The 22,611-nt window shown below is 69.2% G+C and carries 20 protein-coding genes; 9 read left to right on the forward strand and 11 right to left on the reverse strand.

Annotation, left to right across the window (positions count from 1 at the left end; translation table 11 throughout):
• Window positions 1–557 precede the first annotated feature (557 nt).
• Window positions 558–1,814 carry a polyamine aminopropyltransferase gene (speE, locus tag BN940_RS06575; RefSeq protein ID WP_043681340.1) on the forward strand — a complete coding sequence of 419 codons (1,257 nt, stop codon included), beginning with the start codon at window positions 558–560 and terminating at the stop codon, window positions 1,812–1,814.
• Here speE and BN940_RS06580 read toward each other — a convergent pair.
• The 3 genes from BN940_RS06580 to trxB all read right to left on the reverse strand — a co-directional run bounded on the left by BN940_RS06580 (window position 1,800) and on the right by trxB (window position 3,991).
• Complete coding sequence (locus BN940_RS06580; protein ID WP_043681341.1) at window positions 1,800–2,135, reverse strand: DMT family transporter; 336 nt, start codon at window positions 2,133–2,135, stop codon at window positions 1,800–1,802. The genes speE and BN940_RS06580 overlap by 15 nt on opposite strands.
• Before the next feature lie 70 nt (window positions 2,136–2,205).
• Window positions 2,206–2,907 (reverse strand): Smr/MutS family protein, encoded by a 702-nt coding sequence (locus tag BN940_RS20225; RefSeq protein WP_084330547.1) that lies wholly within the window; start codon window positions 2,905–2,907, stop codon window positions 2,206–2,208.
• A gap of 124 nt (window positions 2,908–3,031) precedes the next feature.
• Window positions 3,032–3,991, reverse strand: coding sequence for a thioredoxin-disulfide reductase (trxB, locus tag BN940_RS06590; RefSeq protein ID WP_043681343.1), 960 nt, complete (start codon window positions 3,989–3,991; stop codon window positions 3,032–3,034).
• A 45-nt stretch (window positions 3,992–4,036) separates the two neighbouring features.
• On the opposite strand from trxB, the gene BN940_RS06595 reads away from it, so the two are divergent.
• The 3 genes from BN940_RS06595 to BN940_RS06605 all read left to right on the forward strand — a co-directional run bounded on the left by BN940_RS06595 (window position 4,037) and on the right by BN940_RS06605 (window position 8,629).
• A complete protein-coding gene (locus BN940_RS06595; RefSeq protein ID WP_043681346.1) occupies window positions 4,037–6,394 on the forward strand; it encodes a DNA translocase FtsK in 2,358 nt (785 codons plus the stop codon).
• Window positions 6,395–6,475: 81 nt separating this feature from the next.
• Window positions 6,476–7,198 (forward strand): outer membrane lipoprotein chaperone LolA, encoded by a 723-nt coding sequence (lolA, locus tag BN940_RS06600; protein ID WP_242404279.1) that lies wholly within the window; start codon window positions 6,476–6,478, stop codon window positions 7,196–7,198.
• Window positions 7,199–7,216: 18 nt separating this feature from the next.
• Window positions 7,217–8,629 carry a replication-associated recombination protein A gene (locus BN940_RS06605; RefSeq protein ID WP_084330548.1) on the forward strand — a complete coding sequence of 471 codons (1,413 nt, stop codon included), beginning with the start codon at window positions 7,217–7,219 and terminating at the stop codon, window positions 8,627–8,629.
• On the opposite strand, the gene BN940_RS06610 is transcribed toward BN940_RS06605, so the two are convergent.
• The 7 genes from BN940_RS06610 to BN940_RS06640 are packed head-to-tail and all read right to left on the reverse strand — an operon-like array spanning window position 8,626 to window position 16,395.
• Entirely contained in the window at window positions 8,626–9,618 is a 993-nt protein-coding gene (locus BN940_RS06610) for a 4,5-dihydroxyphthalate decarboxylase (protein ID WP_043681349.1), read from the reverse strand. The two genes, BN940_RS06605 and BN940_RS06610, sit on opposite strands and share 4 nt — an antisense overlap.
• A 21-nt stretch (window positions 9,619–9,639) precedes the next feature.
• Window positions 9,640–10,602 carry an ABC transporter substrate-binding protein gene (locus BN940_RS06615; protein WP_043681352.1) on the reverse strand — a complete coding sequence of 321 codons (963 nt, stop codon included), beginning with the start codon at window positions 10,600–10,602 and terminating at the stop codon, window positions 9,640–9,642.
• A gap of 30 nt (window positions 10,603–10,632) precedes the next feature.
• Window positions 10,633–11,412, reverse strand: coding sequence for an ABC transporter permease (locus BN940_RS06620; protein ID WP_043681355.1), 780 nt, complete (start codon window positions 11,410–11,412; stop codon window positions 10,633–10,635).
• Window positions 11,388–12,161, reverse strand: coding sequence for an ABC transporter permease (locus BN940_RS06625; protein WP_043681358.1), 774 nt, complete (start codon window positions 12,159–12,161; stop codon window positions 11,388–11,390). The genes BN940_RS06620 and BN940_RS06625 overlap by 25 nt, the downstream gene beginning before the upstream one ends.
• On the reverse strand, window positions 12,148–13,017 hold the full coding sequence (locus BN940_RS06630) for an ABC transporter ATP-binding protein (protein WP_043681363.1): 870 nt from the start codon (window positions 13,015–13,017) through the stop codon (window positions 12,148–12,150). Before BN940_RS06630 ends, BN940_RS06625 begins: the two co-directional genes overlap by 14 nt.
• A 4-nt stretch (window positions 13,018–13,021) precedes the next feature.
• Window positions 13,022–14,854 (reverse strand): thiamine pyrophosphate-binding protein, encoded by a 1,833-nt coding sequence (locus tag BN940_RS06635; protein WP_198408293.1) that lies wholly within the window; start codon window positions 14,852–14,854, stop codon window positions 13,022–13,024.
• Window positions 14,855–14,907: 53 nt separating this feature from the next.
• Window positions 14,908–16,395 (reverse strand): aldehyde dehydrogenase family protein, encoded by a 1,488-nt coding sequence (locus BN940_RS06640; RefSeq protein WP_242404280.1) that lies wholly within the window; start codon window positions 16,393–16,395, stop codon window positions 14,908–14,910.
• A 48-nt stretch (window positions 16,396–16,443) separates the two neighbouring features.
• On the opposite strand from BN940_RS06640, the gene BN940_RS06645 reads away from it, so the two are divergent.
• The 4 genes from BN940_RS06645 to BN940_RS06660 all read left to right on the forward strand — a co-directional run bounded on the left by BN940_RS06645 (window position 16,444) and on the right by BN940_RS06660 (window position 20,443).
• Window positions 16,444–17,535 carry a LysR family transcriptional regulator gene (locus BN940_RS06645; protein ID WP_170288442.1) on the forward strand — a complete coding sequence of 364 codons (1,092 nt, stop codon included), beginning with the start codon at window positions 16,444–16,446 and terminating at the stop codon, window positions 17,533–17,535.
• A 142-nt stretch (window positions 17,536–17,677) separates the two neighbouring features.
• On the forward strand, window positions 17,678–18,370 hold the full coding sequence (locus BN940_RS06650; RefSeq protein ID WP_158386245.1) for a Crp/Fnr family transcriptional regulator: 693 nt from the start codon (window positions 17,678–17,680) through the stop codon (window positions 18,368–18,370).
• Between the two features lie 41 nt (window positions 18,371–18,411).
• Window positions 18,412–19,791 carry a tyrosine phenol-lyase gene (locus tag BN940_RS06655; RefSeq protein ID WP_043681369.1) on the forward strand — a complete coding sequence of 460 codons (1,380 nt, stop codon included), beginning with the start codon at window positions 18,412–18,414 and terminating at the stop codon, window positions 19,789–19,791.
• A gap of 64 nt (window positions 19,792–19,855) precedes the next feature.
• Window positions 19,856–20,443: an aromatic amino acid transport family protein gene (locus BN940_RS06660; protein WP_052355656.1), complete on the forward strand. Its 588-nt coding sequence runs from the start codon at window positions 19,856–19,858 to the stop codon at window positions 20,441–20,443.
• 18 nt (window positions 20,444–20,461) lie between these two features.
• Here the strand turns inward: BN940_RS06660 and wrbA are convergent, their stop codons facing one another.
• A complete protein-coding gene (wrbA, locus tag BN940_RS06665; RefSeq protein WP_043681372.1) occupies window positions 20,462–21,061 on the reverse strand; it encodes an NAD(P)H:quinone oxidoreductase in 600 nt (199 codons plus the stop codon).
• 125 nt (window positions 21,062–21,186) lie between these two features.
• Here wrbA and serS point away from each other — a divergent pair, with 125 nt between their 5' ends.
• On the forward strand, window positions 21,187–22,524 hold the full coding sequence (gene serS / locus BN940_RS06670) for a serine--tRNA ligase (protein WP_043681375.1): 1,338 nt from the start codon (window positions 21,187–21,189) through the stop codon (window positions 22,522–22,524).
• The last annotated feature ends 87 nt before the right edge of the window (window positions 22,525–22,611 follow it).

A 22,611-nucleotide genomic window follows, 5' to 3' on the forward strand; every position in this document is an offset into this window, starting at 1 on the left:
CCTGCTGGGCACTGGCGCCACGGAGATGGCGCTTTCATTTGTGGCAGTACCCATAAAAAACAGAAATCTGGCGGGGCCGATGACACAATCGTCGGCCCCGTTCCATTTCCGGGCCCGGGAATCTTCCGGGGTCCAGGGATCTTCTCGGGGTCCGGGAATCTTCCGAGGTCCGGGAATCTTCCGGGGTCGGGGAATCTTCCGGGGTCGGGGAATCTTCCGGGGTCGGGGAATCTTCCGGGGTCCGGGTATCGGCCGCGGGGCCGGATCGGCGGACCGCCCACGGATCCGCGCACGGACCCCGCACGGGTCGCCGAAGCGCAGGGGCAACGGGCAGAGGGCAGCCGACCCCCCGGCGGTTTTTTGATGCATCTTTTTACTTCTTCTTTTTGCTACTTCTTTTTGCTTCTTTTGGCTTCTTGATTCAAAAGCTGTCTTCGTCTATCATCTTTCGATTTCCCCTTTAAAAAACGGATGAGGCGGACCCCGATTGCCGGGATGTCCGCAGGGCCGTTTCATCCGCGCACGGCGCGCGATCCCTTGATCCGGAGGATGCCATCATGCAAGGCCTGCACCTGACCGCAGATCTCTATCGCTGCCAGTCCGACGCCACCCTGCTCACCGACGAAGCGGCGCTGGCCGCCCTGTGCCGCCAGGCGACGCTCGATGCCGGCCTGACCATCGTCGGGGAAAAATGGCATCGCTTTCCCGACTACCAGGGCCAGCCCGGCGGCGTCACCGGCATGCTGCTGCTGGCCGAATCCCACCTGGCGATCCATACCTGGCCGGAACGCGGCGGGGTGACGCTGGACGTCTACGTCTGCAATTTCGAGACGGACAATTCCGCCCGCGCGGAGCACCTGATGGCCGCGCTCGAATCCGCCTTCGCGCCGGGGGACTGCCAGCGCCAGCGCCTGATGCGCGGCGAGCGCGACGGCCCGGCGCAGCCCGGCGAGCCCCTGCTGGAAGCCCTCGACGAGCACAGCGTGTACGGCTTCCGCTTCGACCGGCGGGTGCTGGCGTGCGACACCGGCCTGCAATGGCTGGAAGTGCTCGAATCGCGCGAGCTGGGCCTGACCCTGCGCCTGGACGGCCGCCTGATGACCTCGGAGGCCGACGAGGCGTTCTACCACGAGGCCCTCATCCATCCGGCGGCGCTGGCGCATCCCGCGCCGCGCCGGGCGCTCATCGTGGGCGGCGGCGACGGCGGCGCGCTGGAAGAACTGCTGAAGTACCGCAGCATCGAATCCGCGACCCTGGTGGAGCTCGACGGCGGCGTGGTGGCGGCGGCGCGGGACCACCTGGGGTCCATCCACCGGGGCAGCCTGGACGATCCCCGGGCGGACGTCCGCATCCAGGACGGCGCCGCCTACGTGCGCGAGTGCGGCCAGACCTTCGACCTGGTCTATCTGGACCTGACGGATCCCGAAACGCCGGCCGGGCCGCTGTACACGCAGGCGTTCTTCGAGGACTGCCGGGCCGTCCTGGCGCCGGGCGGCGCCCTGGTCCTGCACCTGGGGGCCCCGTTCCACGAGCCCGGGCAGGTGTCCGGCCTGGCGGCCGCGCTGGGCGAGGTCTTCCCGCAGGTGCACGCCTACGGCCTGCACATCCCCCTGTACGGCTCGTACTGGGCCCTGGCGGTGGCCTCGGATACGCTCGATCCCGCCGGCCTGTCCGCCGCGGAAATCGGGGCGCGCCTGGACGCCCGGGGGATCGGCGACCTGCAGGTCTACAGCGCCGAATTCCACGGCGCCCTGTTCGCCTTGCCGGCGCGTTACCGGCGCCTGCTGCCGCGGCCGGCCTCAGTGTCCGCCTGAGCCCGAAAACACGTTCAGCACCAGCACCCCGGCCAGGATCAGGCCGATGCCGAACAGCGCGGCGGCGTCCAGCGCCTGGCCGAAGACGAAGTAGCCGATGATGGCGATGGCCACGATGCCCGCGCCGGACCAGACGGCGTAGGCGATGCCCACGGGGATGGTCTTCAGCGCCAGGGCGAGCAGGTAGAACGCCAGCCCGTAGCCGATGGCGGTGACCGCCGCGGGCAGGGGGCGCGTGAAGCCGTCCGAGGCCTTCAGGGCGGAGGTGGCGACGACTTCGGCCAGGATGGCGATGCCGAGGTAGATCCAGCTGGGGTTCATCGGAGGCTCCTGAAGGGAAAGGGGGCGGGTGGCGTAAAGGACGGTGGATGCGGACCGGGGCCGCCCCGGCTCAGTCCCGCGGCGGGCCGGCCAGCCGCAGCAGGGCGTGCAGCGCGCCTTCGCCGCCCTCGTGCTCGCCGCACTGGACCCAGGCCTGGACGGCTTCCAGGCGGCACAGGTGCTGGCGGATCGCATCCTTCAGGACGGGTTCGCCCTGGCGCGAGCCGATGCCCTTGCCGTGGATGACGCGCACGCAGCGCACGTCGTGCTCCAGGCACGAGGCCAGGAACCGGTCCAGGCGTTCGCGGGCCTGCTCCAGGGTGCTGCCGTGCAGGTCCAGGGAGGCCTGGGGAATCCATTTGCCGCGCCGCAGGCCGCGCAGCAGGTCCGGGCCGCAGCCCGCCTGCAGGAAGGCGCCGGCTTCGGGATCGTAGGCCGGCGCCTTGCGCCGCTGCCGCTGGGCGGGCGGCGCCGCGCGCGATTCGGCGGAGGCACCCTGGGCGTGCTGGCGCCGCGCCTGCAGCAGGGATTCGGGGTCGCGCCGCGCGCCGCCCGCCCGGGCGCGGGGCCGCGCTCCGGCAGCGGCCGCACGAAGCGCATGGCCTGGCGGAACAGGGCGCGGTCGGCGGGGTCCAGCGGCGGCGCTTCGGCCGGCGCCGGGGCGCCGGTTTCCGCTGCGTCGTCCGGGCGCGTCGCGCCGGCGCCGCCTTCGCCTCGTTCGCCGCCTCGTGGGTGCGTCGCCGCGCCCCGGCCGCCGCGCTGTGCGCCGGATTGCGCGCGGCGCGGCGCGGCGGGCGGTTCGGGCGGCGAGGCCTCGGCGCGCAGGCGGCGCAGGTCGGCCAGCGACGACGACTTGGACGCCTTCACCCGGAAGCCCTCGACCCGGAAGCCCTCATTCAGAGGCCTTCGCTCTCCAGCCAGCGCTGGGCGTCCAGGGCGGCCATGCAGCCGGTCCCGGCGCTGGTGATGGCCTGGCGGTAGACGTGGTCCTGCACGTCGCCGGCGGCGAAGACGCCGGGCACCGAGGTCATGGTGGCCAGGCCCTGCAGGCCGCTGCGAGTGACGATGTAGCCGTTTTCCATGGCGAGCTGGCCGTCGAAGATCGCCGTGTTGGGCTTGTGGCCGATGGCGATGAAGACGCCGGTGACGGCGAGGTCCTCGGTCTGGCCGCTGCGATTGTCGCGCAGGCGCGCGCCGGTGACCCCGGAATCGTCGCCCAGGACTTCGTCCAGTTCGCGGAACAGCGCCAGGCGCATGTTGCCGTGCTCGACCTTGTCCATCAGCTTGTCGACCAGGATGGGTTCGGCGCGGAACTTGTCGCGGCGGTGCACCAGGGTGACGGTGCGGCAGATGTTGGACAGGTACAGGGCTTCCTCGACGGCGGTGTTGCCGCCGCCGACCACGATCACGTCCTGGTTCTTGTAGAAGAAGCCGTCGCAGGTGGCGCAGGCCGACACGCCGCGCCCCATGAAGGACTGCTCGGACGGCAGGCCCAGGTACTGGGCCGAGGCGCCGGTGGCGATGATCAGGGCGTCGCAGGTGTAGGCCGTGCCCGTGTCGCCGGTCAGCGCGAAGGGGCGCCGGGACAGGTCCACGCCGGCGATGTGGTCGAACACCATTTCCGTGTTGAAGCGCTGGGCGTGTTCCATGAAGCGCTGCATCAGGTCGGGCCCCTGGACGCCGGCGACGTCGGCCGGCCAGTTGTCCACCTCGGTGGTGGTCATCAGCTGGCCGCCCTGCTCCAGGCCGGTGATCAGGACCGGGGCCAGGTTGGCGCGCGCGGCGTAGACGGCGGCGGTGTAGCCCGCGGGGCCGGACCCCAGAATCATGAGTTTGGCGTGTTTTGCGCTGGACATCGCTGAAAATCCGTTCGACATTGACCCCGCAATTATAATGATGCGATGGCAAGAATTCCGGCGACCCCCACACGCTCCTCCCGCAACGTGCGCAATGGCCCTTCGCCCCTGCAGACCCGCCTGACCGGCCTGTTCCGCGAGGCCCGCTGGGTGCTGCTGGCGGCGGTGGCCTGCTGGCTGGTCCTGGTGCTGGCCACCTGGGACCGCACCGATCCGGGCTGGTCGCATTCCGTCCATGGCGGCGCGATCCACAACTGGGGCGGCACCTTCGGCGCCTACGTCGCCGACCTGCTGCTGTACCTGTGCGGCGCCTCCGCCTGGCTGTGGGTGCTGCTGCTGCTGCGCCGGGTGGCGGCCGGCTTCTACCGCCTGTCGCGCGTGGTGCTGCCCAGCCGGGTCCCGGAACTGCTGCCGCGCGTGCGCTGGGAAGTCGGCATCGGCTATACCCTGCTGTTCCTGGGCTGCATGGGCGTCGAGGCCCTGCGCCTGCGCGGCTGGGGCGCCGCGCTGCCCGCCGGCGCGGGCGGCCAGCTCGGCCAGCTGCTGGCCGGCGCCCTGGCCCGGCTGATGGGGGGGGCGGGCAGCACCCTGCTGCTGCTGGCCTTCATCGTGATGGGATCCAGCCTGTTCTTCGGCTTTTCCTGGCTCAACGTCTCCGAACGCGTCGGCCACGCCATCGAACTCGGCTGGCGGCGCCTGTGGGACCTGAAAAACGCCTGGCAGGACCGCCGCGCGGGCGTCACGGCCCAGGCCGAGCGCCAGGAAATCGTCGAGACCCGCCAGACGCAGCTGGTGCACGAGCAGCCGGTGCGCATCGAGCCCACCGTCACCACCGTGCCGAAATCCCCGCGCGTCCAGCAGGAAAAGCAGCAGGCCCTGTTCACCGCGCGCGACGATCCGGCCATGGCGGGCAGCCTGCCGGCCCTGTCGCTGCTGGATCCGGTGGAGCCGTCCCAGGAAACCGTCTCGCCGGAAACCATCGAATACACCTCGCGCCTGATCGAGAAGAAGCTGTCCGATTTCGGCGTCAGCGTCACCGTCGTGGCCGCCCAGGCGGGGCCGGTCATCACGCGCTACGAGATCGAGCCGGCCACCGGCGTCAAGGGCAGCCAGATCGTCAACCTGGCCAAGGACCTCGCCCGCGCGCTCAGCCTGGTGCGCATCCGGGTGGTGGAAACCATCCCGGGCAAGAACCTGATGGGGCTGGAACTGCCCAACCCCCGGCGCCAGACGGTGCGCCTGTCGGAAATCCTGGGCTCGCAGGTCTACCACACCAGCGCTTCCATGCTGACGATGGCGCTGGGCAAGGACATCGCCGGCAACCCGGTGGTGGCCGACCTGGCGAAGATGCCGCACCTGCTGGTGGCCGGCACCACCGGCTCGGGCAAGTCGGTGGGGATCAACGCCATGATCCTGTCGCTGCTCTACAAGGCCGACGCCAGCCAGGTGCGGCTGATCCTGATCGACCCCAAAATGCTGGAAATGTCCGTCTACGAGGGCATTCCCCACCTGCTCGCGCCCGTGGTCACCGACATGCGCCACGCGGCCAACGCCCTGAACTGGTGCGTGGCCGAAATGGAAAAGCGCTACAAGCTCATGAGCAAGCTGGGGGTGCGCAACCTGGCGGGCTACAACACCAAGATCCGCGAGGCGCAGAAGCGCGAGGAACCCATCCCCAACCCCTTCTCGCTCACGCCCGACGCGCCCGAGCCGCTGGGCACGCTGCCCATGATCGTGGTGGTGATCGACGAGTTGGCCGACCTGATGATGGTGGTGGGCAAGAAGGTCGAGGAACTCATCGCCCGGCTGGCGCAGAAGGCCCGCGCCGCCGGCATCCACCTGATCCTGGCCACCCAGCGCCCCAGCGTGGACGTCATCACCGGCCTCATCAAGGCCAACATCCCCACGCGCATCGCCTTCCAGGTCTCGTCCAAGATCGATTCGCGCACCATCCTGGACCAGATGGGCGCGGAAACCCTGCTGGGGCAGGGCGACATGCTCTACCAGCCGCCGGGCACCAGCGTGCCCACGCGGGTCCACGGCGCCTTCGTGCACGACGACGAGGTCCACCGCGTGGTCGAGGCCCTCAAGGCCGAAGGCGAGCCCGACTACGTCGAGGGCCTGCTGGAAGGCACCGGCGAGGGCGAGACCGGCGACGGCGTCAGCTCCGTCACGGGCTTTGCCGATGCGGAAAGCGACCCGCTGTACGACCAGGCCGTCGAGGTCGTGATGCGCAGCCGCCGGGCCTCGATCTCCTTCGTGCAGCGCAACCTGCGGATCGGCTACAACCGCTCCGCCCGCATCCTCGAACAGATGGAGCGGGCCGGCCTGGTGTCCCCCCAGCAGCCCAACGGCAACCGCGACATCCTGGTGCCGGCCAAGTCCGGCGAGGACGAGGATTGAATGCCCGGCCGATGCGAATGCCCGGCCGATGCGGGCCGGCGGCCTGAACTCCCGAATCGGATGGAGATGAAGATGTCTGCCATGCAAAACATGTCTGCCGTGCAAAGCGATCCGGCCCGGCGCGGCCTCCGGTCCGTCCGCGGCGCGTCGCGGCCCGGCCGCCCCGCGCGGCGGGCCCGGGGCTGGCGGGCGGCCTGCGCCGCCGCGCTGCTGGCCTGCCTGCCGGGCCTGGCCCTGGCGGCGGCCGACGCGCGCGAGCAGCTGCAGTCCTTCGTGGACCGCGTGCAGTCGGCCACCGGCCAGTTCAGCCAGGAGCGCACCGACGCCAAGGGCGCCGCGCAGAAGCCGCAAAGCGGCGCCTTCGCCTTCCAGCGGCCCGGCAAGTTCCGCTGGGAAGTGCGCGCGCCCTACGAACAGCTGATCGTGTCCGACGGCCGGCACGTCTACCAGTACGACCCGGACCTGGCGCAGGTCACCGAGCGCAACGCCAGCCAGGCCGTGGGGGCCTCGCCGGCCGCGCTGCTGTTCGGCTCGGGTTCGCTGGAGGATGTCTTCGACCTCCAGACCCGGCCCGACCGCGACGGCCTGCAGTGGCTGCGCGCCGTGCCCAGGACGCCGGACGCGGGCTTCGTCCATGCCGACATCGCCTTCTCCGGCGGCCTGCCCCGGCGCCTGGAACTGCTGGACGCCTTCGGCCAGGTCTCGCGCATCGTCTTCACCGGCCTGAAGGCCAATCCCGACATCCCCGCCGGGCAGTTCCGCTTTGCGGTGCCCCAGGGCGCCGACCTGGTGAAGATGGATTAGCGTGAACAGGACCTCGTGATGGCGAACCAGGGCGATCTGCTGGGCGACGATCCCGGTTTCGGGGGCGCGGCGCCGCCCGCGAAACCCGGCGCCAAGGGCCGGCGGGGCAGTCCCGCCGAGGACCGCGCCGCCGGCGCGCCCCTGGCCGAATCCCTGCGCCCCCGCACCCTGGACGAGGTCGTCGGCCAGACCCACCTGCTGGGGCCGGGCCGCCCGCTGCGCCTGGCCTTCGAGTCCGGCACGCCGCATTCCATGATCCTGTGGGGCCCGCCCGGCGTCGGCAAGACGACCCTGGCGCGCCTGATGGCCGATGCCTTCGACTGCGAGTTCATCGCCCTGTCGGCGGTCTTCTCCGGGGTCAAGGACATCCGCGCGGCCATCGACCTGGCCCGCCAGCACCGCGCGGCGGGGCGGCGCACCATCCTGTTCGTGGACGAGATCCACCGCTTCAACAAGTCCCAGCAGGACGCCCTGCTGCCCTATGCCGAATCGGGCCTGGTGACCTTCATCGGGGCGACCACGGAAAACCCCTCCTTCGAGGTCAATTCCGCCCTGCTGTCGCGCGCCCAGGTCTACGTGCTCGAACCGCTGTCCGACGACGAGCTGCGCCAGCTGCTGGAGCGGGCCCGGAGCGCCGGGGGGCTCGCGCACCTGGAATTCGACGAGACCGCCGTCGCCACCCTGGTGGGCTACGCCGACGGCGACGCGCGCCGCTTCCTGAACCTGCTGGAGCAATGCGCCACCGCCGCGGGCGCGGCCGGCGCGACGCGCATCGACGCCGATTTCATCCGCACCGCGCTGACCCTCAACGGCCGCCGCTTCGACAAGGGCGGGGACAACTTCTACGACCAGATCTCGGCGCTGCACAAGTCGGTGCGCGGCTCGCATCCGGACGCCGCGCTGTACTGGCTGACGCGCATGCTGGACGGCGGCGCCGATCCGCGCTACCTGGCGCGGCGCATCGTACGCATGGCCTGGGAGGACATCGGCCTGGCCGACCCCAGGGCCATCCAGATCGCCAACGACGCGGCCGCCACCTACGAGCGCCTGGGCTCGCCGGAAGGCGAGCTGGCTCTGGGCCAGGCCGTGATCTACCTGGCGGTCGCCGCCAAGAGCAACGCCGGCTACATGGCCTACAACCAGGCGCGCGCCTTCGTGAAGCAGGACCGCAGCCGCGAGGTGCCGGTGCACCTGCGCAACGCCCCGACCAAGCTGATGAAGGAACTGGGCTACGGCCACGCCTACCGCTACGCCCACGACGAACCCGACGCCTACGCGGCCGGGGAGACCTACCTGCCCGAGGGCATGCCCGAACCGGGCTGGTACCGGCCGGCGCCCCGGGGGCTGGAGCTGAAGATCGGCGAGAAGCTGGCGCAGCTGCGCGCCTGGGACGAGCAGGCGCGCGCAAGAACGCCCGGCGGCAAGCCCTAGATCCGATGGCTCTCCAGCGTCGCGGGGTGGAACAGTTCCTCCGCGTCCACCAGCCGGCTGGAGATGCCCTGAGCGTGGTGATGCCGCAGGAAATGGTCCAGCACGTGCCGGTTCTCGTGCGCTCCGTAGGTCCAGAAATCCGTGCCCATCTGCGACTGCGCCAGCCTGAGCTGCTCCTCGACGAAGGGCAGCGTCACCTTGGTGGCGGACGTGTCCGCCAGCGCCTCCAGGGCCAGCGCCTTGGATTCGTTGAATGCCTTTTGCAGCGCCACCGGCAGCCAGGGGTGCGCCTCGGCCAGCGTGCGGCGCACGCCCAGCAGGTGCATGATGGGGAAGATCTTCGTGCGGCGGTAGTAGTCCAGGGCCGCCTCGGTGGGGTCCTCGAACAGCCAGCGCAGGCGGGGATTGGCGGCCGTGAAGCAGCGCGGTGCCCGCGGGCCGATGTAGGCGTCGATCTCGCCGCTGTCCAGCATCCGGTCCAGGGTCCGGTCGGCGGGGATGTCTTCCATGGACACGCCGGCCGGCAGGTCCGTTTTCAGCTTTTCCACCCGCCCGGGCTCTTCCAGGCCGCCGCGCAGCCAGTGGATGTCCTGGGGCCGCACGCCGAAGTCGTCCTGCAGGAAGGCGCGGGTCCAGACGTTGGCCGTGAGCTGCCATTCCGGCGTCCCCACGCGCTTGCCGGCAAGGTCGGCCGGAACCCGGATGCCGCTGTCCTTGCGCACGATGATGGAGGCATGGCGGAAGGCGCGCGACAGGAACACGGGAACGCCCACATACGGGCTGTCGCCCCGCGCCACGCGCAACGAGAAACTGCTCAGGGACAGTTCGCAGACGTCGAAGGATTCGTGCCGCATCGCGCGGAAGAAGATTTCCTCCGGCGAGAGTTTCATGATGACGGGATCCACTCCGTCGATGGGAACGCGGCCGTCGATGATGGCGCGATTGCGGTCGTAGTCTCCGATGGCGAAGGAGAGTTTCAGCTTGGGCATGACAGGGGGCTCCTGGCGGGTTTATTGGCGGGGCGGGATCTGGATCAGGGTGTCGAACTGCTGCGGCGTGAGCGGTTCGCTGATGGTCTTGAAGGCGATGCCGTCCTTGTTCAGCAGGTCCAGGCCGGCCATCTTGTCCGGATCGATGAGGCTCTTGGGGAAGAATTCGTCGCGCACCTTGCGCGCGGTGGCGACGTCGGTCTTGTTGAACGCGGCGTAGGCCTTGAGCGCGTCGTCGCTGGCATACATCCAGTCGATGGTTTCGCGGTAGGCGGCCATGAAGCGCTTGAGCTGGTCCTGCTTGTGTTCGAGCAGGTTCACGTTGCCGATCAGGGTCCGGATGGATTCGTGCCGGATCTCGTCCAGGTCGTTGGCCTTGGCGACGATGCGGATCTTGCCCTGCGCCAGCGCGTCGAAGCCGAAGGGCGGCGAGGACCAGCCCACGTCGACCTGTTTGGTCATGACCTGGGTGAAGGTCGCCGAGGGGTTCCCGGTGGCGACGAGTTTCGATTTGAGGCCGTAGGCCTTGGCGAAGCCCAGCGCCACGCTGTTGGTCGAGGAACCGTTGGTGGAGTAGGCGATGGTGGTCTGCGGCGTCGCGTCCTTGATGCTGTGCAGCGGGGAATCGGCCCGCACGTACCAGAAGTCCGCGGCGCCCGTGGCCTGGGCGCCGATGATGCGGATCGGCGCGCCCTTCTGGAAGGCCGAGAAGACGCCGATGGTGCCGGCGGCCACGCCGATGTCCACGCTGTTGGAAATCACGGCCTGGAGGGTTTCCCCGCCGCCCTGGGTGTAGAGGATTTCCAGCTCCAGTCCGTGCTTCTTGAAGATGCCGGCATCCTGGCCGAGCTGGGACACGATGGTGTCCCAGTTGCCGCGCTGGCCGACGGCGAGTTTCAGCGTGTCGTCGGCCTGCGCGGGCGCTGCGCAGACGCAGGCCGAGGCGAGGGCGAGGATGCCCAGCAAGGTGCGCGATGTTTTCATGGTCTGTCTCCTGAGTTGTTGTCGCGGGGGTCAACGGTGGTTCGGATCCGCCCAATGGCTGAGCGCCGTGTTGGCGGCCACGGCCAGTCCGAAGATGGCGATGAGCAGGGCGTACATGGCCTGCATGTCGAAATGCTGGTAGTTCTGGATCACCAGGTAGCCCAGGCCCTGGTTGGACAATTTGGTTTCCGCGAGCAGCACGCCGATGACGGCGACGCCGAATCCCATGCGCAGACCGTTGATGACCGGGCCGCGCATGGCGGGCAGGTAGATCTTCAGGGTCTTCTGCAGCGGCGTGGCGCGCAGGCTGGTGCCGACGCACTTCAGGATGAAGGGGATCTCGCGCATGCCGGCGGCCACGGCCAGGGCGACCGGGAAGAAGCACGAGAGGGCGCCCAGCGCGACCTTCGACCCCGGTCCCACGCCGAACCACAGGATCATCAGCGGAAAGAAAATGATCTTGGGCGTGGGGCCGAGATAGTACAGATAGCGCTCGAAGGCGCGCTCCAGGATGCGGCTGCCTCCCAGCACCATGCCGCACACCAGGCCCGTGAGCGACCCGATCGCCGAAGCGGCCAGGATTTCGGCCACCGTGATCCAGAGATTCCGGTAGAAATCGGGGTCCAGCAGGAGACGCGCCATGCCGCGTGCGATGTCGGGCAGCCCCAGGACCACGTCCTGATAGAACAGCCCCGACATGGCCATGGCCTGCCAGATCAGCAGCAGAATGGCGGCGATGAGGATGCGCAGCATCAGGACGCGCCGGGGGGATGCCTGCCGATGGCTCAGCGCTTGCCGGGACGTAGCCATTTTTCCAGTGCCTCCAGAATCAGGAACACGACGATGCTGACCAGAACGACGAAGCCGATGGCCGCGTAGGTGCCGGGCAGGTCGTAGCGTTCCGCCAGTTCATTGATGAGCGGCCCGAGGCCGCCGAAGTTGATGAGGAATTCCACGCCCACCACGTTGATGAGCGCGAAGATGAAACCGATGCGCAGGCCCGAGAAGATGCCGGGCAGGGCGGCGGGGAACATGATTTTCCAGAACAGCGACCAGGCGTTCATGCGCAGGCTCTTGCCGACGTCGATGAGCGCGGGCCGCACCGACTGCAGGCTGTCGGTGGTCATGAGGATCACGGGCGGCAAGCCCGAGAGCACGCTGATCACGATGATGGTGGAGGCGCTGCGCCCGAACATCACCAGGAAGAGCGGATAGGCCAGCACGATGGGGGCGGCCGCCACGGCCGCGATCCAGGAGCCGATCGCCGCACGCAGCAGATGCGCCCGGTGCAGCAGCGCGCCCAGCGGCACGCCGATGCAGGCGACCAGGACGGCCGCCGTCCCGGCTTCGCTGCCGGTGACGAGGAACCGGTGCAGGACGTTCTCCTCGGCGACGATGCGTCCGAAGGCGAGCAGCACGGCCGAGGGCTGCGGCACTAGGAAGGGGTTGAGGAGGGCGGACCGCACGAGCAGCTCCACGATGGCCAGCAGGAGGACGAGCACGGCCAGGCCGCCCAGCTCCGGGCCGAACCGCAGCCGCGTGGCATCAGGACGAGGCATGGTCGGCTCCACGTGCGCTGACGCCTTCGGTTTCCCGCATGCCGCGCCCGGCCTCTTCGCGCAGGTCGGCCCAGATCCGGGCGACGTAGTGGCCGAAGGCGTCGCTGCTCAGCATCTCCGACGTCCTGGGGCGCGGCAGGTCGATGGGCAGGATGCGCTTGTTGCGGCCGGGGCGGTAGCTCATGATCATCACGCGGTCCGAGAGCTGGACGGCTTCGGCGATGTTGTGCGTGATGAGCAGCACGGTCTGGTCCAGCGTGGCCTGGATCTGCGAGACCTTGTCGCCCAGCAGCAGGCGGGTCTGCTCGTCCAGCGCGGCAAAGGGTTCGTCCATCAGCAGGAGCTTGGGCTCGAAGACCAGCGTGCGGGCGATGGAGACCCGCTGCCGCATGCCGCCGGAGAGCTGGGCCGGGTAGCTGCGCTCGAAGCCCGACAGGCCCACCAGATCGATGAAATGCCGCGCCTTTTCCAGGCGTTCGGACCTGGCGACGCCCTGCAGTTCCAGCGGGAAGGCCACGTTGTCGATCACGGTGCGCCACGGAAAGGTGGAGTCCTCCTGGAAGACCATGCCGATGGCGGGGTGCGGGCCGCGGATGGTCTCGTCTTCGATGCGGATGGCGCCGGCGCTTGCCGGAAGCAGGCCGCCGATCATGCTGAACAGCGTGGATTTACCGCATCCCGAGGGCCCGATGATGGAGACGAATTCCCCATGGCTCACCGACAGGGAAATGTCGCTGACCGCGTCCACCCGCCCGTCGGCGGTGTCGAAATGCCGGCTCACGCCGTCCACCGTGAGGATGGGGGGCGCCGTCCGCGCGCGCGCCGCTTCGTCCGCTTGTCTGCTGGCAGTGTTCATGGCTTCAGTCCGCCCCTTGTTCGGTCAGTGCGTTCGTCATGGCGGGCGTGTAGCCCGAGGCGATGCGGGCGTCGATGACGGCCACGCGCCCCTGGTCGAAGTCCCGCAGGGCGCCGGCGCAGGCCTGCGCGAGATCCCGCGGGGTCGCCACCGGGCCGTACGCCGCCGCCCCCTGCGCGCGGGCCAGGCCCGCGATGTCCACGTCGGGGTCGGCGATGCGCTGGCCTATCCACTTGTTGTCCACGGCGCGCCCCCGCATCCGGGCCACGCGCTCCTGGTGCACTTCGTCGTTGAAGAACGACTGGTTGTTGGCCACCACGCAGATCAGCGGGATGCGGTAGTGCACGGCCGTCCACAGCGCCGTCGCCCCCATCAGGAAATCGCCGTCCCCGCAGATCCCGAGCGGGACGCGGGACGAGCCCCGGAGGGCCAGCGCCGCGCCCACGGTCAGCCCGGGGCCGGCGCCCACGCCGCCGCCGCCGTCCGAGCCCAGGAAGTCCAGGGGATGGTGGAAGGGCCACAGGGCGCCATCCCATCCCAGGGGCAGGTGGGTCAGCGAGACCTCGCGGCCGGCGAGGCACTCGCGCAGCCCGTGGGCCAGTTCCGCCATGGACAGCAGGGGGGCTTGTCCGGCGGCCGCCGGGGCCGCCGGGGCCGCCGGGGCCGAGACCGGCGCGTGCGCTTCGCCGGGCCGGGGGGCCAGGCCCAGGGCCTCGTTCAGGTCCGCCACCAGCAGCTCGGGTTCGGCGCGGATGCAGAGGTCCACCGCGGGCAGGGCCTGGTAGTCCATGCTCCAGCCGCGGTGCAGCGCGGCGTCGACGGAAACCTGGACGATGCGCGCGGCGGGCCGGCCGTCCGCGCAGGCCTCGCGCAGCAAGCCGGCCAGATCCACCCAGTCCAGGCTGATGATCAGGTCGGCCTGTTCCAGGGCGCCGAGGGCCGCCGCATCCGCATAGATGCCCGGCGCCCCCGCGTGCAGCGGGTGATCCGTCGGGAATGCGGCGCCGACCTTCAGGTCGGTGAGCACGCGGGCCCCGATGCCTTCGGCCAGGCGCAGGCGCTGCGCCCAGGCCTGCGCGCAGCGCGAGACGCGTCCCATCAGCAGCACGGGCCGCTGCGCCCGGCGGATGAGCGCCGCGAGTGCGGCAATCTGGCGGGCGCTGGCGCCGACGCGGGCTTCGGGCAGGAAATCGGCGGGATTCGCCGGCGGCAAGGGCTCCCGCAGGGCCTGCTCCTGCACGTCCACGTCCAGGTTGACGTACACGGGGGCCTGGGGCGCCGATTCGCTCAGCCATTTGGCCCGGAACAGGGACTCGCGCGCCGCGGCGGGGGAGGCCGGCTGGTCGTCCCATTTGGTGAAATTGCGCACCAGCGCGCCCTGGTCCCGCGCCGTGTGGATCCATTCGATCCAGGGCCGGCGTCGGGCGGCGTCCAGATGGCCGGTCGCGCCCAGCAGCAGCAGCGGCATGCGGTCGCACCAGGCATTGAAGACGGCCATCGTGGCATGCATCAATCCGACGTTGGCGTGCACTGCGGCCGCCATGGCCTTGCCGGTGACTTTGGCATAGCCGTGGGCCAATGCCACGGCGTGTTCTTCGTGCAGACAGAGCAGCATCTGCGGCGTGCGGTTGCCCAGGTGGTTGACCAGGCTGTCGTGCAGGCCCCGGAAGCTCGCGCCCGGATTCAGGGCGATGTAGGGGATGTCCAGGGCCGCCAGGGTTTGCGCGATGGCGTCGCTGCCGAACATGGGCGAAGCGGCGGCTGGCAGGGGCGGGCGTTCCCGGGGGTTCAGGGCTTCGGGGACGGACGGGGCGCGGGGCGTGGGATCGGCGGTCATGTATCGGCGGATGTCGTCGTGAAGGGGGAGTGGATGGGGTCCGGCGGAGCGCTTCAGTAGCGCACGTGGACGTTCTTGGTCTGCGTGAAGGCGAGCAGTTCGTCGAAGCATTCCTCGCGCCCGTTGCCGGATTGCTTGAAACCGCCATAGGGCGCTCCCAGGAAATGGCGGCCGACCTCGTTGATCCAGACGTAGCCCGCCTGCACGCGGGACGAGAATTCCAGCGCCGTCGCCAGGTCGCGGGTCCAGAGCGAGCAGGTCAGGCCGTAGTCCGGCGCGTTGACGGCCGCCAGCATCGCGCCGGCGTCCGTCCAGCGAAAGAGCGACAGCACTGGCCCGAAGATCTCCTCGCGGGCGATGCGCATGGACGGCTGGACGCCGGTGAACAGGGTCGGTTCGATGAAGAAGCCCTGGGCGAGTCCGGGGTCCGCGGGAACCGTTCCGCCGTAGCTCAGCGTGGCGCCCTCGTCCCGGCCGATCCGGATGTAATCCAGGATGCGCCGGTGCTGCTCGGCGCTGACGATGGCCCCCATCGTGGTGTCGGGGTCCTGGGGCAGCCCGGGCTGGAAGGCGGCCAGCCGCTCGCGGACCATGTCCGCGATCCGGTCGTGGATCGATTCGTGCAGGAAGACCCGGCTGGTGGAGCCGCAGGATTGCCCGCACCAGGCGAAGTTCATGCCCTGGACGATGGCATCGGCCAGCGCCGGCAGGTCCGCGTCCGCGAACCCGATCAAGGCGTTCTTGCCGCCCAGCTCCAGCAGCACCGGCTTGAGCGTGTCGGCGGCCGTCCGCATCACCGCGCGGCCGGCCTCGACGCTGCCGATGAGGCCGATCTTGGCGACGGCGGGATGCCGCACCAGCGCCTGGCCGGCCTCCTTGCCCCGGCCGGTCACCACGTTGAAGACCCCGGGGGGAAACAGATCGCCCACCAGCTCCGCCAGCCTCAGCGTGGACAGCGGCGCCTGTTCGGGCGGCTTGATGACCACGGTATTGCCGGCGGCGAGCGGGGCCGCCATCTTGGCCGCGGAGAACATGAAGGGATGGTTGAAGGCGCCGATGCGGCCGACGACGCCCAGGGGCTCGCGCAGCGTGTAGTTGAGGCGCCCGTGACCCATGGGAATGGTTTCTCCCTTGGCTTCGGTGACCAGCCCGGCGAAGAATTCGAGCTGCGTCGCGGCATTTTCCACGTCGCCCTTCATGGGCGTGATGGCATTGCCGCAATCCAGGGCGTCGATGAGCGCGAGATCGCCGCCGTGCTGCCGGATCCTGGCGGCCGCCTGGCGCAGGCGCGCGGCGCGGTCCGAGGGATGCGTGTCGCGCCAGGCCGGAAAGGCGCAGTGCGCCGCCTGGACGGCCGCATCGACGTCGGCGTCGGACGCGTCGGCGCAGATTCCCAGAGAGCTTCCGTTCGTGGGGCTGAAGCACTCCCAGTGCGCGCCGCCGTGGGCGGGATGCCACGCGCCGCCGTAGAACAGTTCGCGGTGCGCGGGCAGCGCCGGATGCGTGGGAGAGGCCGGGGCGGGCGATGTCTTCATTTCCATGGAACCGTCCTTGGGGGGCTTAAAGATTGATTTATGTTAAGAACAGGCATGGCGGGCGTCCAGAACGGCTTTTCTTGCCCTGCTCAAAGAATTTTGTATGGCTCGTGCTATAGTGGCCTCACGCCTTCCTCGGGCCGGCCGTGGCCCTGTGTCCATGTTCTGACATGCTTCGTTCAGGAGGCCGTCATCAACCTGCGCCAGCTTCGCTATTTCACCCGCATCGTGGAGGCCGGCAGCATCACGCGGGCAGCCCGCCAGCTGTACGTGGCGCAGCCGGCCGTGGGCTCGCAGATGCGCCTGCTGGAAGAGGAACTCGGCGTCACGCTGCTGGAACGCCATTCCCGGGGCGTCCGCACCACCCCGGCAGGGGATCTCCTGTACCGGAAGGCGCTGTCCATCCTGCAGGATCTCGAATCCGCCCGCCGGGACGTGATGGCGCTGGCGGACGTGAAGCCCGAAAGCCTGGTGTTCGGCGTCACGCCCAGCATTGCGAACGTGCTCGGCAGCAGCCTGCTGGTGCATGCCCGGGAAACGCTGCCCTCGGTGCACCTGAGCCTGGTGGAGCAGATGAGCTATGCCCTGGCCGGCGCCGTGGAGCGGGGGGACGTCGATCTGGCGCTGGCCTACGACGTCAGCGATTTTCCCGAACTGCGCAGCATCGAGCTGCTTCAGGAGGAACTGGTGTTCGTTGCCTCCCCGCGGACGTCCTCCTGGATGTTCGGCGCCGGCGCGGTATCGATCACCCTGAAGGAAGCCGTCTCCCATCCGCTGGTCCTGGCGGAGGGCCGCGATCCCTTGCGCAAATTGATCGAGGCCCAGGCGCGCCGCCTCGGCTATCCCTTCAACGTGGCCTTCGAGGCCTCGTCCAATTCCATGATGAAGGGCATCATCGCGCACGGCGGGGCGGCGGGCATCCTGCCCCGCGGCTCGGTCATGGCCGAATTGCAGTCGGGGGAATTCGAGATGCGGCGGATCGTCAGCCCCGTGATGTGCCGCGTCATGTACCTGATCGAGCGGGTGGGGCGCCAGCCCTTGCGCACGGAATTCGACATCCGGCAGTTCATCGCCGCCATGGTGGACCGGTTCGTGCTGGAACAGGGCGATCTGATCCACTCCCGGCAGGCGGGAGCGCTCGCCTGAGCCCGAGGCTCGCCCCTTCCGCCGCATGCCGGGCCCGGAAGCGCGCGGCGTGTAGCCCATGCTACTGATTTGAAGGGTTGCAGATGCTAATCTTCATCCAATGACGGAAACATAATTCGTCAATCGTTGGGTGGAGAGAGATGTGGTTTCAAAAATAAAGGATCCTGGGGCATCCATCGATACGCCTTGGCTGGTGTTCGACAACCTGCCCATCTGGGACGAGGTCCTGTACCTGGGGCGCCGCGTCGTGTGGCCGCGCGGGGCGCGCATCCGCGGGCCGGGGGATCCGGCGCACGGCATTTTCCTGATTCGTTCCGGGCTGATCAAGGTCTCCGCGGTCAGCCGCGAGGGCATGCTGCGCACCCTGTGGCTGATGGGAGCCGGCAGCGTGCTGGGCGAGGCCGCCCTGCTGAGCGGCAAGCCTTACCGGCACGAGATCAGCGTCATGGAGCCGGCCGAGGCCCATGAATTCCCCGAGCCGGTGGTCATGCGCGAGCTGCTCGAAAAATACCCGGCCCTGAGCCGGCAGCTGCTGGTCAATATCGCGGCCAAATCCTATATCGGTTCGTCCCAGCTGGAGGACGCCGTATTCCTGAACGGCCCCCAGCGGGTGGCCCGGCTGCTCTACGGCCTGGACCAGGTGCATCGGTCTTCCAGCCTGCCCGTGTCCCACCTGGCGATCGCGGAGATGCTGGGACTGCACCGGGTCACCGTCAGCAATGCCATCGGCCTGCTGCGGCGGGCGGGCTTCCTGGACGAAACGACGCACGGAATCCGGGTCGCCGACCCCGACGGACTGGCGGCCTATGCGCAGGATCCGTCCGGCGGCCATTGAATTTTTTACCGATACCCGACCCTTCAAAGGAGGAAATACCGATGGATACGATTTACGCGGCCGAACCCTACAAGATCAAGGTGGTGGAGCCGATCGCCGTCACGACCCGCGAGCAGCGGGCGCAGTTCATCGCCGAAGCGGGCTACAACACCTTCCTGCTGCGCTCGGACCAGTGCTACATCGATTTGCTGACCGATAGCGGCACGACCGCCATGAGCGACAACCAGTGGGCGGGCATGATGCTGGGGGACGAGGCCTACGCCGGCAGCCGGAACTTCATCCACCTGCAGGAGGTGGTCCGCCGCTACTACGGCTTCAAGCATATCGTGCCGACCCACCAGGGGCGGGGCGCCGAGAACCTGCTGTCCCGCCTGTGCATCAAGCCGGGAGAGTACGTGCCGGGCAATATGTACTTCACCACCACGCGCGCGCACCAGGAACTGAACGGCGCGAAATTCGTCGACATCATCGTCGACGAGGCTCACGATTCGCAGATCGATGTGCCGTTCAAGGGCAATGTCGATCTGGCGAAGCTGCAGCGCCTGATCGACGAGGTCGGCGCCGACCGCATCCCCTACGTCTGCGTGGCGGTGACGGTGAATCTGGCGGGCGGGCAGCCGGTCAGCATGGACAATCTGCGCGCCGTCAAGCGCCTGTGCGAGGCCCATGGCATCCAGGTGATGTTCGACGCCACCCGCTGCGTGGAAAATGCCTATTTCATCAAGGAGCGCGAGCCGGAATACGCCGGGCGCACGATCGCGGAAATCCTCAAGGAAATGATGAGCTACGCCGACGGCTGCACCATGAGCGGCAAGAAGGACTGCCTCGTCAACATCGGCGGCTTCCTGTGCATGAACGACGATCACCTGTATCAGCGGGCGAGCGAACTCGTCGTGCTGTTCGAGGGCATGCCCAGCTACGGCGGCCTGGCCGGGCGCGACATGGAAGCGATGGCCCGGGGCATCGAGGAATCGGTGGACTATCACTACATCCATCACCGGATCGGCCAGTGCCGCTATCTCGCCGACCAGCTGGTCGCGGCCGGCATTCCCATCGTCAGGCCCGTGGGGGGGCATGCCGTGTTCCTGGACGCCCGGGCATTCCTCGACCACCTGCCCCAGGACGAATTCCCGGCGCAGACGCTGGCGGCCCAGCTCTACCTGGAAAGCGGCGTGCGCAGCATGGAGCGGGGCATCGTGTCCGCCGGCCGCAACCAGGAAACGGGCGACCATCACCGGCCCAAGCTGGAACTGGTGCGGCTGACGATCCCCCGCCGCGTGTACACCTATGCGCACCTGGACATCGTGGCCCGGGCCTGCGAAGCGCTCTATCGCCGCCGGCGCGACATCAAGGGCATGAGGATGGTCTACGAGCCCAAGCTGCTGCGCTTCTTCACCAGCCGCTTCGAGCCGCTGGGCTGAGCGCGTCCGCCGCCGCGCCGGAGGGGCGGCGGCGCATCATGCACGATCAATATTCGACACCCTGGTGCGGGGGACGCTGGGGCCGGTGTGGAACGTCGTCAACGGCGTGTCCGTAATCCTGGTGGGCTTCGGCGTGCTGGGCCGGGAGCCGCTGCGCGAGGTGTACGCCCAGGGAGGGAACATCAGCCACTTCCTGGCGGCCGTGGACACGATCATTCCGGGCGCCTGGGTCGGGCATTTCGTGTCGGTCTTCGCTTTCCTCGCCGTGGTGACGTCGTTCCTGGGCGCGGGCCTGGGGCTGTTCGACTACATTGCCGACGTATTCGGGTTCGACGATACGCGGCAGGGCCGGATCAAGACCTCGATCGTCACCTTCGCGCCGCCGGTGCTGGCGGGCGTGATGTTCCCGGATGGGTTCATCATCGCCATCGGCTTCGCCGGCTTTGCCGCCGCCATCTGGTCGGTGATCATCCCCGCCGCCATGGAATGGAAGTTCCTGCGCGGCGGTGCCGGCCGGCCGGCCGCGCCCCGCGGGGAGCGGGCCGGCCCGGGATTGGGGCTGGTCCGGGTCGTCTGGCTCTATGGCGTGGTGACGGCGGCCTTCCACCTGCTGTCGCCCGACGTGCTGGACGTCCTGCCCGTCTACCGCTGAGGGCCAAGGGCCAAGGGCTCAGCCGAACAGCTTGTTGGCGATCTCCGCCGCGTGCCGGCCCTGGAAGCGCGCGCCGTCCAGTTCGTTGGCGGAAGGCTTGCGCGAGCCGTCGCCGCCGGCGATGGTGGAGGCGCCGTAGGGCGCCCCGCCGGTGACTTCGTCCAGGCGCATCTGGCCCTGGAAGCTGTAGGGCAGGCCCACCACCACGAAGCCGAAATGCAGCATGTTGGCGATGATGGAGAACAGCGTCATTTCCTGGCCGCCGTGCTGCGTGGCGGTGCTGGTGAAGGCAGCGCCCACCTTGCCGTTCAGCTGGCCGCTGGCCCACAGGCCGCCCGCCTGGTCGAGGAAGTTCGCCATCTGCGAGCACATGCGCCCGAAGCGGGTGCCGCAGCCGATCAGGATGGCGTCGTAGTCGGCCAGGTCCTGGACCTGGGCCACGGGCGCGGCCTGGTCGAGCTTGTAGCCGGACTTGCGCGCCACGTCCTCGGGGACCAGCTCGGGCACGCGCTTGATGTCGACGGTGGCGCCCGTCGAGCGGGCACCTTCGGCGACGGCCTGGGCCATGGTTTCGATGTGACCGTAGGTCGAGTGGTAGAGCACCAGCACTTTGGACATGGGGAAGACTCCTTTCCTGATGAGGCGATGCCCGCCGCCCCGGACGCCGCGCGGCGCGGCCCCGCCGGGACGGAGGCGGGATTGAATACAATACCCCCTTTCACGAATCTCCGTCACCTCTCGCCATGCTCGACACCAATCTGCTGCGCAAGGACCTGGATCGCGTCGTACGGGCTCTCGCCCGGCGCGGCCTGGCCTTCGATACCGACCGCTACCATGCCCTGGAGGCCCGCCGCAAGGCCGTGCAGGTCCAGACCGAGGAACTGCAGGCGCGGCGCAACGCGCTCGCCAAGCAGATCGGCCAGCTGAAGTCGCGCGGCGAGGACGCCTCGGCCGCGCTGGCCGAATCCCAGGCCATCCCCGACCAGCTCAAGGCTCTGGAGCAGGACCTGGGCGCGGTGCAGCAGGAACTGTCCGCCTGGCTGATGACTCTTCCCAACCTGCCCGACGACAGCGTGCCGGACGGCGCCTCCGAGGCCGACAACGTCGAGGTGCGCCGCTGGCTGCCGGGCGCCGCCGGCGCCGACGGCAATCCCGCCGGCCTGGGCTTCGAGCCGCGCGACCACGTCGCCCTGGCCGAGCCCTTCGGCCTGGATTTCGAGGCGGCCCGGTCGCTGGTGGGCGCGCGCTTCATGATGCTGCGCGGCCCCATCGCCCGCCTGCACCGCGCGCTGGCGCAGTTCATGCTGGACCTGCAGACCGGCGAGCACGGCTACCAGGAATGCTATACGCCCTACATCGTCAACGGCTCCACCCTGTACGGCACCGGCCAGCTGCCCAAGTTCAAGGACGACATGTTCTGGGTGACCAAGGGCGGCCAGGGCAGCACGCCGGACGACGACGGCCCCGCCGAGGACCTGTACCTGATCTCCACCGCCGAGATCCCGCTGACCGGCACGGTGCGCGACCGCATCGTCGAGGCGCGCGACCTCCCGATCCGTCTCACGGCGCACACGCCGTGCTTCCGTTCCGAGGCCGGCAGCGGCGGGCGCGACCTGCGCGGCCTGATCCGCCAGCACCAGTTCGACAAGGTCGAGATGGTGCAGATCGTGCATCCGGACCAGTCCTGGCAGGCCCTGGACGAGATGGTCGGCCACGCCGAGCACGTGCTGCAGGCCCTGGGGCTGCCGTATCGCGTGGTGCTGCTGTGCGCGGGCGACATGGGCTTCGGCTCGGCCAAGACCTACGACCTGGAGGTCTGGCTGCCGGCGCAGGACACCTGGCGGGAAATCTCGTCGGTGTCCAACTGCCTGGACTTCCAGGCGCGGCGCCTGCAGGGGCGTTTCCGCCCCGAAGGCCCCAAGGCCCGGCCGGAATACCTGCACACGCTGAACGGATCCGGGCTGGCCGTGGGCCGCGCCCTGGTGGCCGTGCTGGAAAACTACCAGCAGGCCGACGGCAGCATCGTGATCCCGCCCGTGCTGCGCCCCTACATGGGCGGGCTGGAGGCCATCCGGGCCTGAGCGGCCGGGCGGGGCGCCCGTTCGGCGGATGGGTTCCGGCGCATGGTTGAGGGCCGCCCTGCGCGGCCGGTGCGCCGGAAGCCTTCC

This window comes from Castellaniella defragrans 65Phen (assembly GCF_000612685.1).
In the GTDB taxonomy this organism is placed as follows: Bacteria; Pseudomonadota; Gammaproteobacteria; order Burkholderiales; family Burkholderiaceae_B; genus Castellaniella; species Castellaniella defragrans.

Bases quoted from the DNA above. Each gene is read 5' to 3' on its own strand.
- BN940_RS06645 (WP_170288442.1), top strand. From the start codon at position 16,444: ATGGCGGGCGTCCAGAACGGCTTTTCTTGCCCTGCTCAAAGAATTTTG.
- BN940_RS06605 (WP_084330548.1), top strand. From the start codon at position 7,217: ATGGCGAACCAGGGCGATCTGCTGGGCGACGATCCCGGTTTCGGGGGC.
- BN940_RS06635 (WP_198408293.1), bottom strand. From the start codon at position 14,854: ATGACCGCCGATCCCACGCCCCGCGCCCCGTCCGTCCCCGAAGCCCTG.
- BN940_RS06595 (WP_043681346.1), top strand. From the start codon at position 4,037: ATGGCAAGAATTCCGGCGACCCCCACACGCTCCTCCCGCAACGTGCGC.
- BN940_RS06615 (WP_043681352.1), bottom strand. From the start codon at position 10,602: ATGAAAACATCGCGCACCTTGCTGGGCATCCTCGCCCTCGCCTCGGCC.
- wrbA (WP_043681372.1), bottom strand. From the start codon at position 21,061: ATGTCCAAAGTGCTGGTGCTCTACCACTCGACCTACGGTCACATCGAA.
- BN940_RS06620 (WP_043681355.1), bottom strand. From the start codon at position 11,412: ATGGCTACGTCCCGGCAAGCGCTGAGCCATCGGCAGGCATCCCCCCGG.
- trxB (WP_043681343.1), bottom strand. From the start codon at position 3,991: ATGTCCAGCGCAAAACACGCCAAACTCATGATTCTGGGGTCCGGCCCC.
- BN940_RS06640 (WP_242404280.1), bottom strand. From the start codon at position 16,395: ATGGAAATGAAGACATCGCCCGCCCCGGCCTCTCCCACGCATCCGGCG.
- BN940_RS06625 (WP_043681358.1), bottom strand. From the start codon at position 12,161: ATGCCTCGTCCTGATGCCACGCGGCTGCGGTTCGGCCCGGAGCTGGGC.
- BN940_RS06580 (WP_043681341.1), bottom strand. From the start codon at position 2,135: ATGAACCCCAGCTGGATCTACCTCGGCATCGCCATCCTGGCCGAAGTC.
- lolA (WP_242404279.1), top strand. From the start codon at position 6,476: ATGCAAAACATGTCTGCCGTGCAAAGCGATCCGGCCCGGCGCGGCCTC.
- serS (WP_043681375.1), top strand. From the start codon at position 21,187: ATGCTCGACACCAATCTGCTGCGCAAGGACCTGGATCGCGTCGTACGG.
- BN940_RS06630 (WP_043681363.1), bottom strand. From the start codon at position 13,017: ATGAACACTGCCAGCAGACAAGCGGACGAAGCGGCGCGCGCGCGGACG.
- BN940_RS06610 (WP_043681349.1), bottom strand. From the start codon at position 9,618: ATGCCCAAGCTGAAACTCTCCTTCGCCATCGGAGACTACGACCGCAAT.
- speE (WP_043681340.1), top strand. From the start codon at position 558: ATGCAAGGCCTGCACCTGACCGCAGATCTCTATCGCTGCCAGTCCGAC.
- BN940_RS06655 (WP_043681369.1), top strand. From the start codon at position 18,412: ATGGATACGATTTACGCGGCCGAACCCTACAAGATCAAGGTGGTGGAG.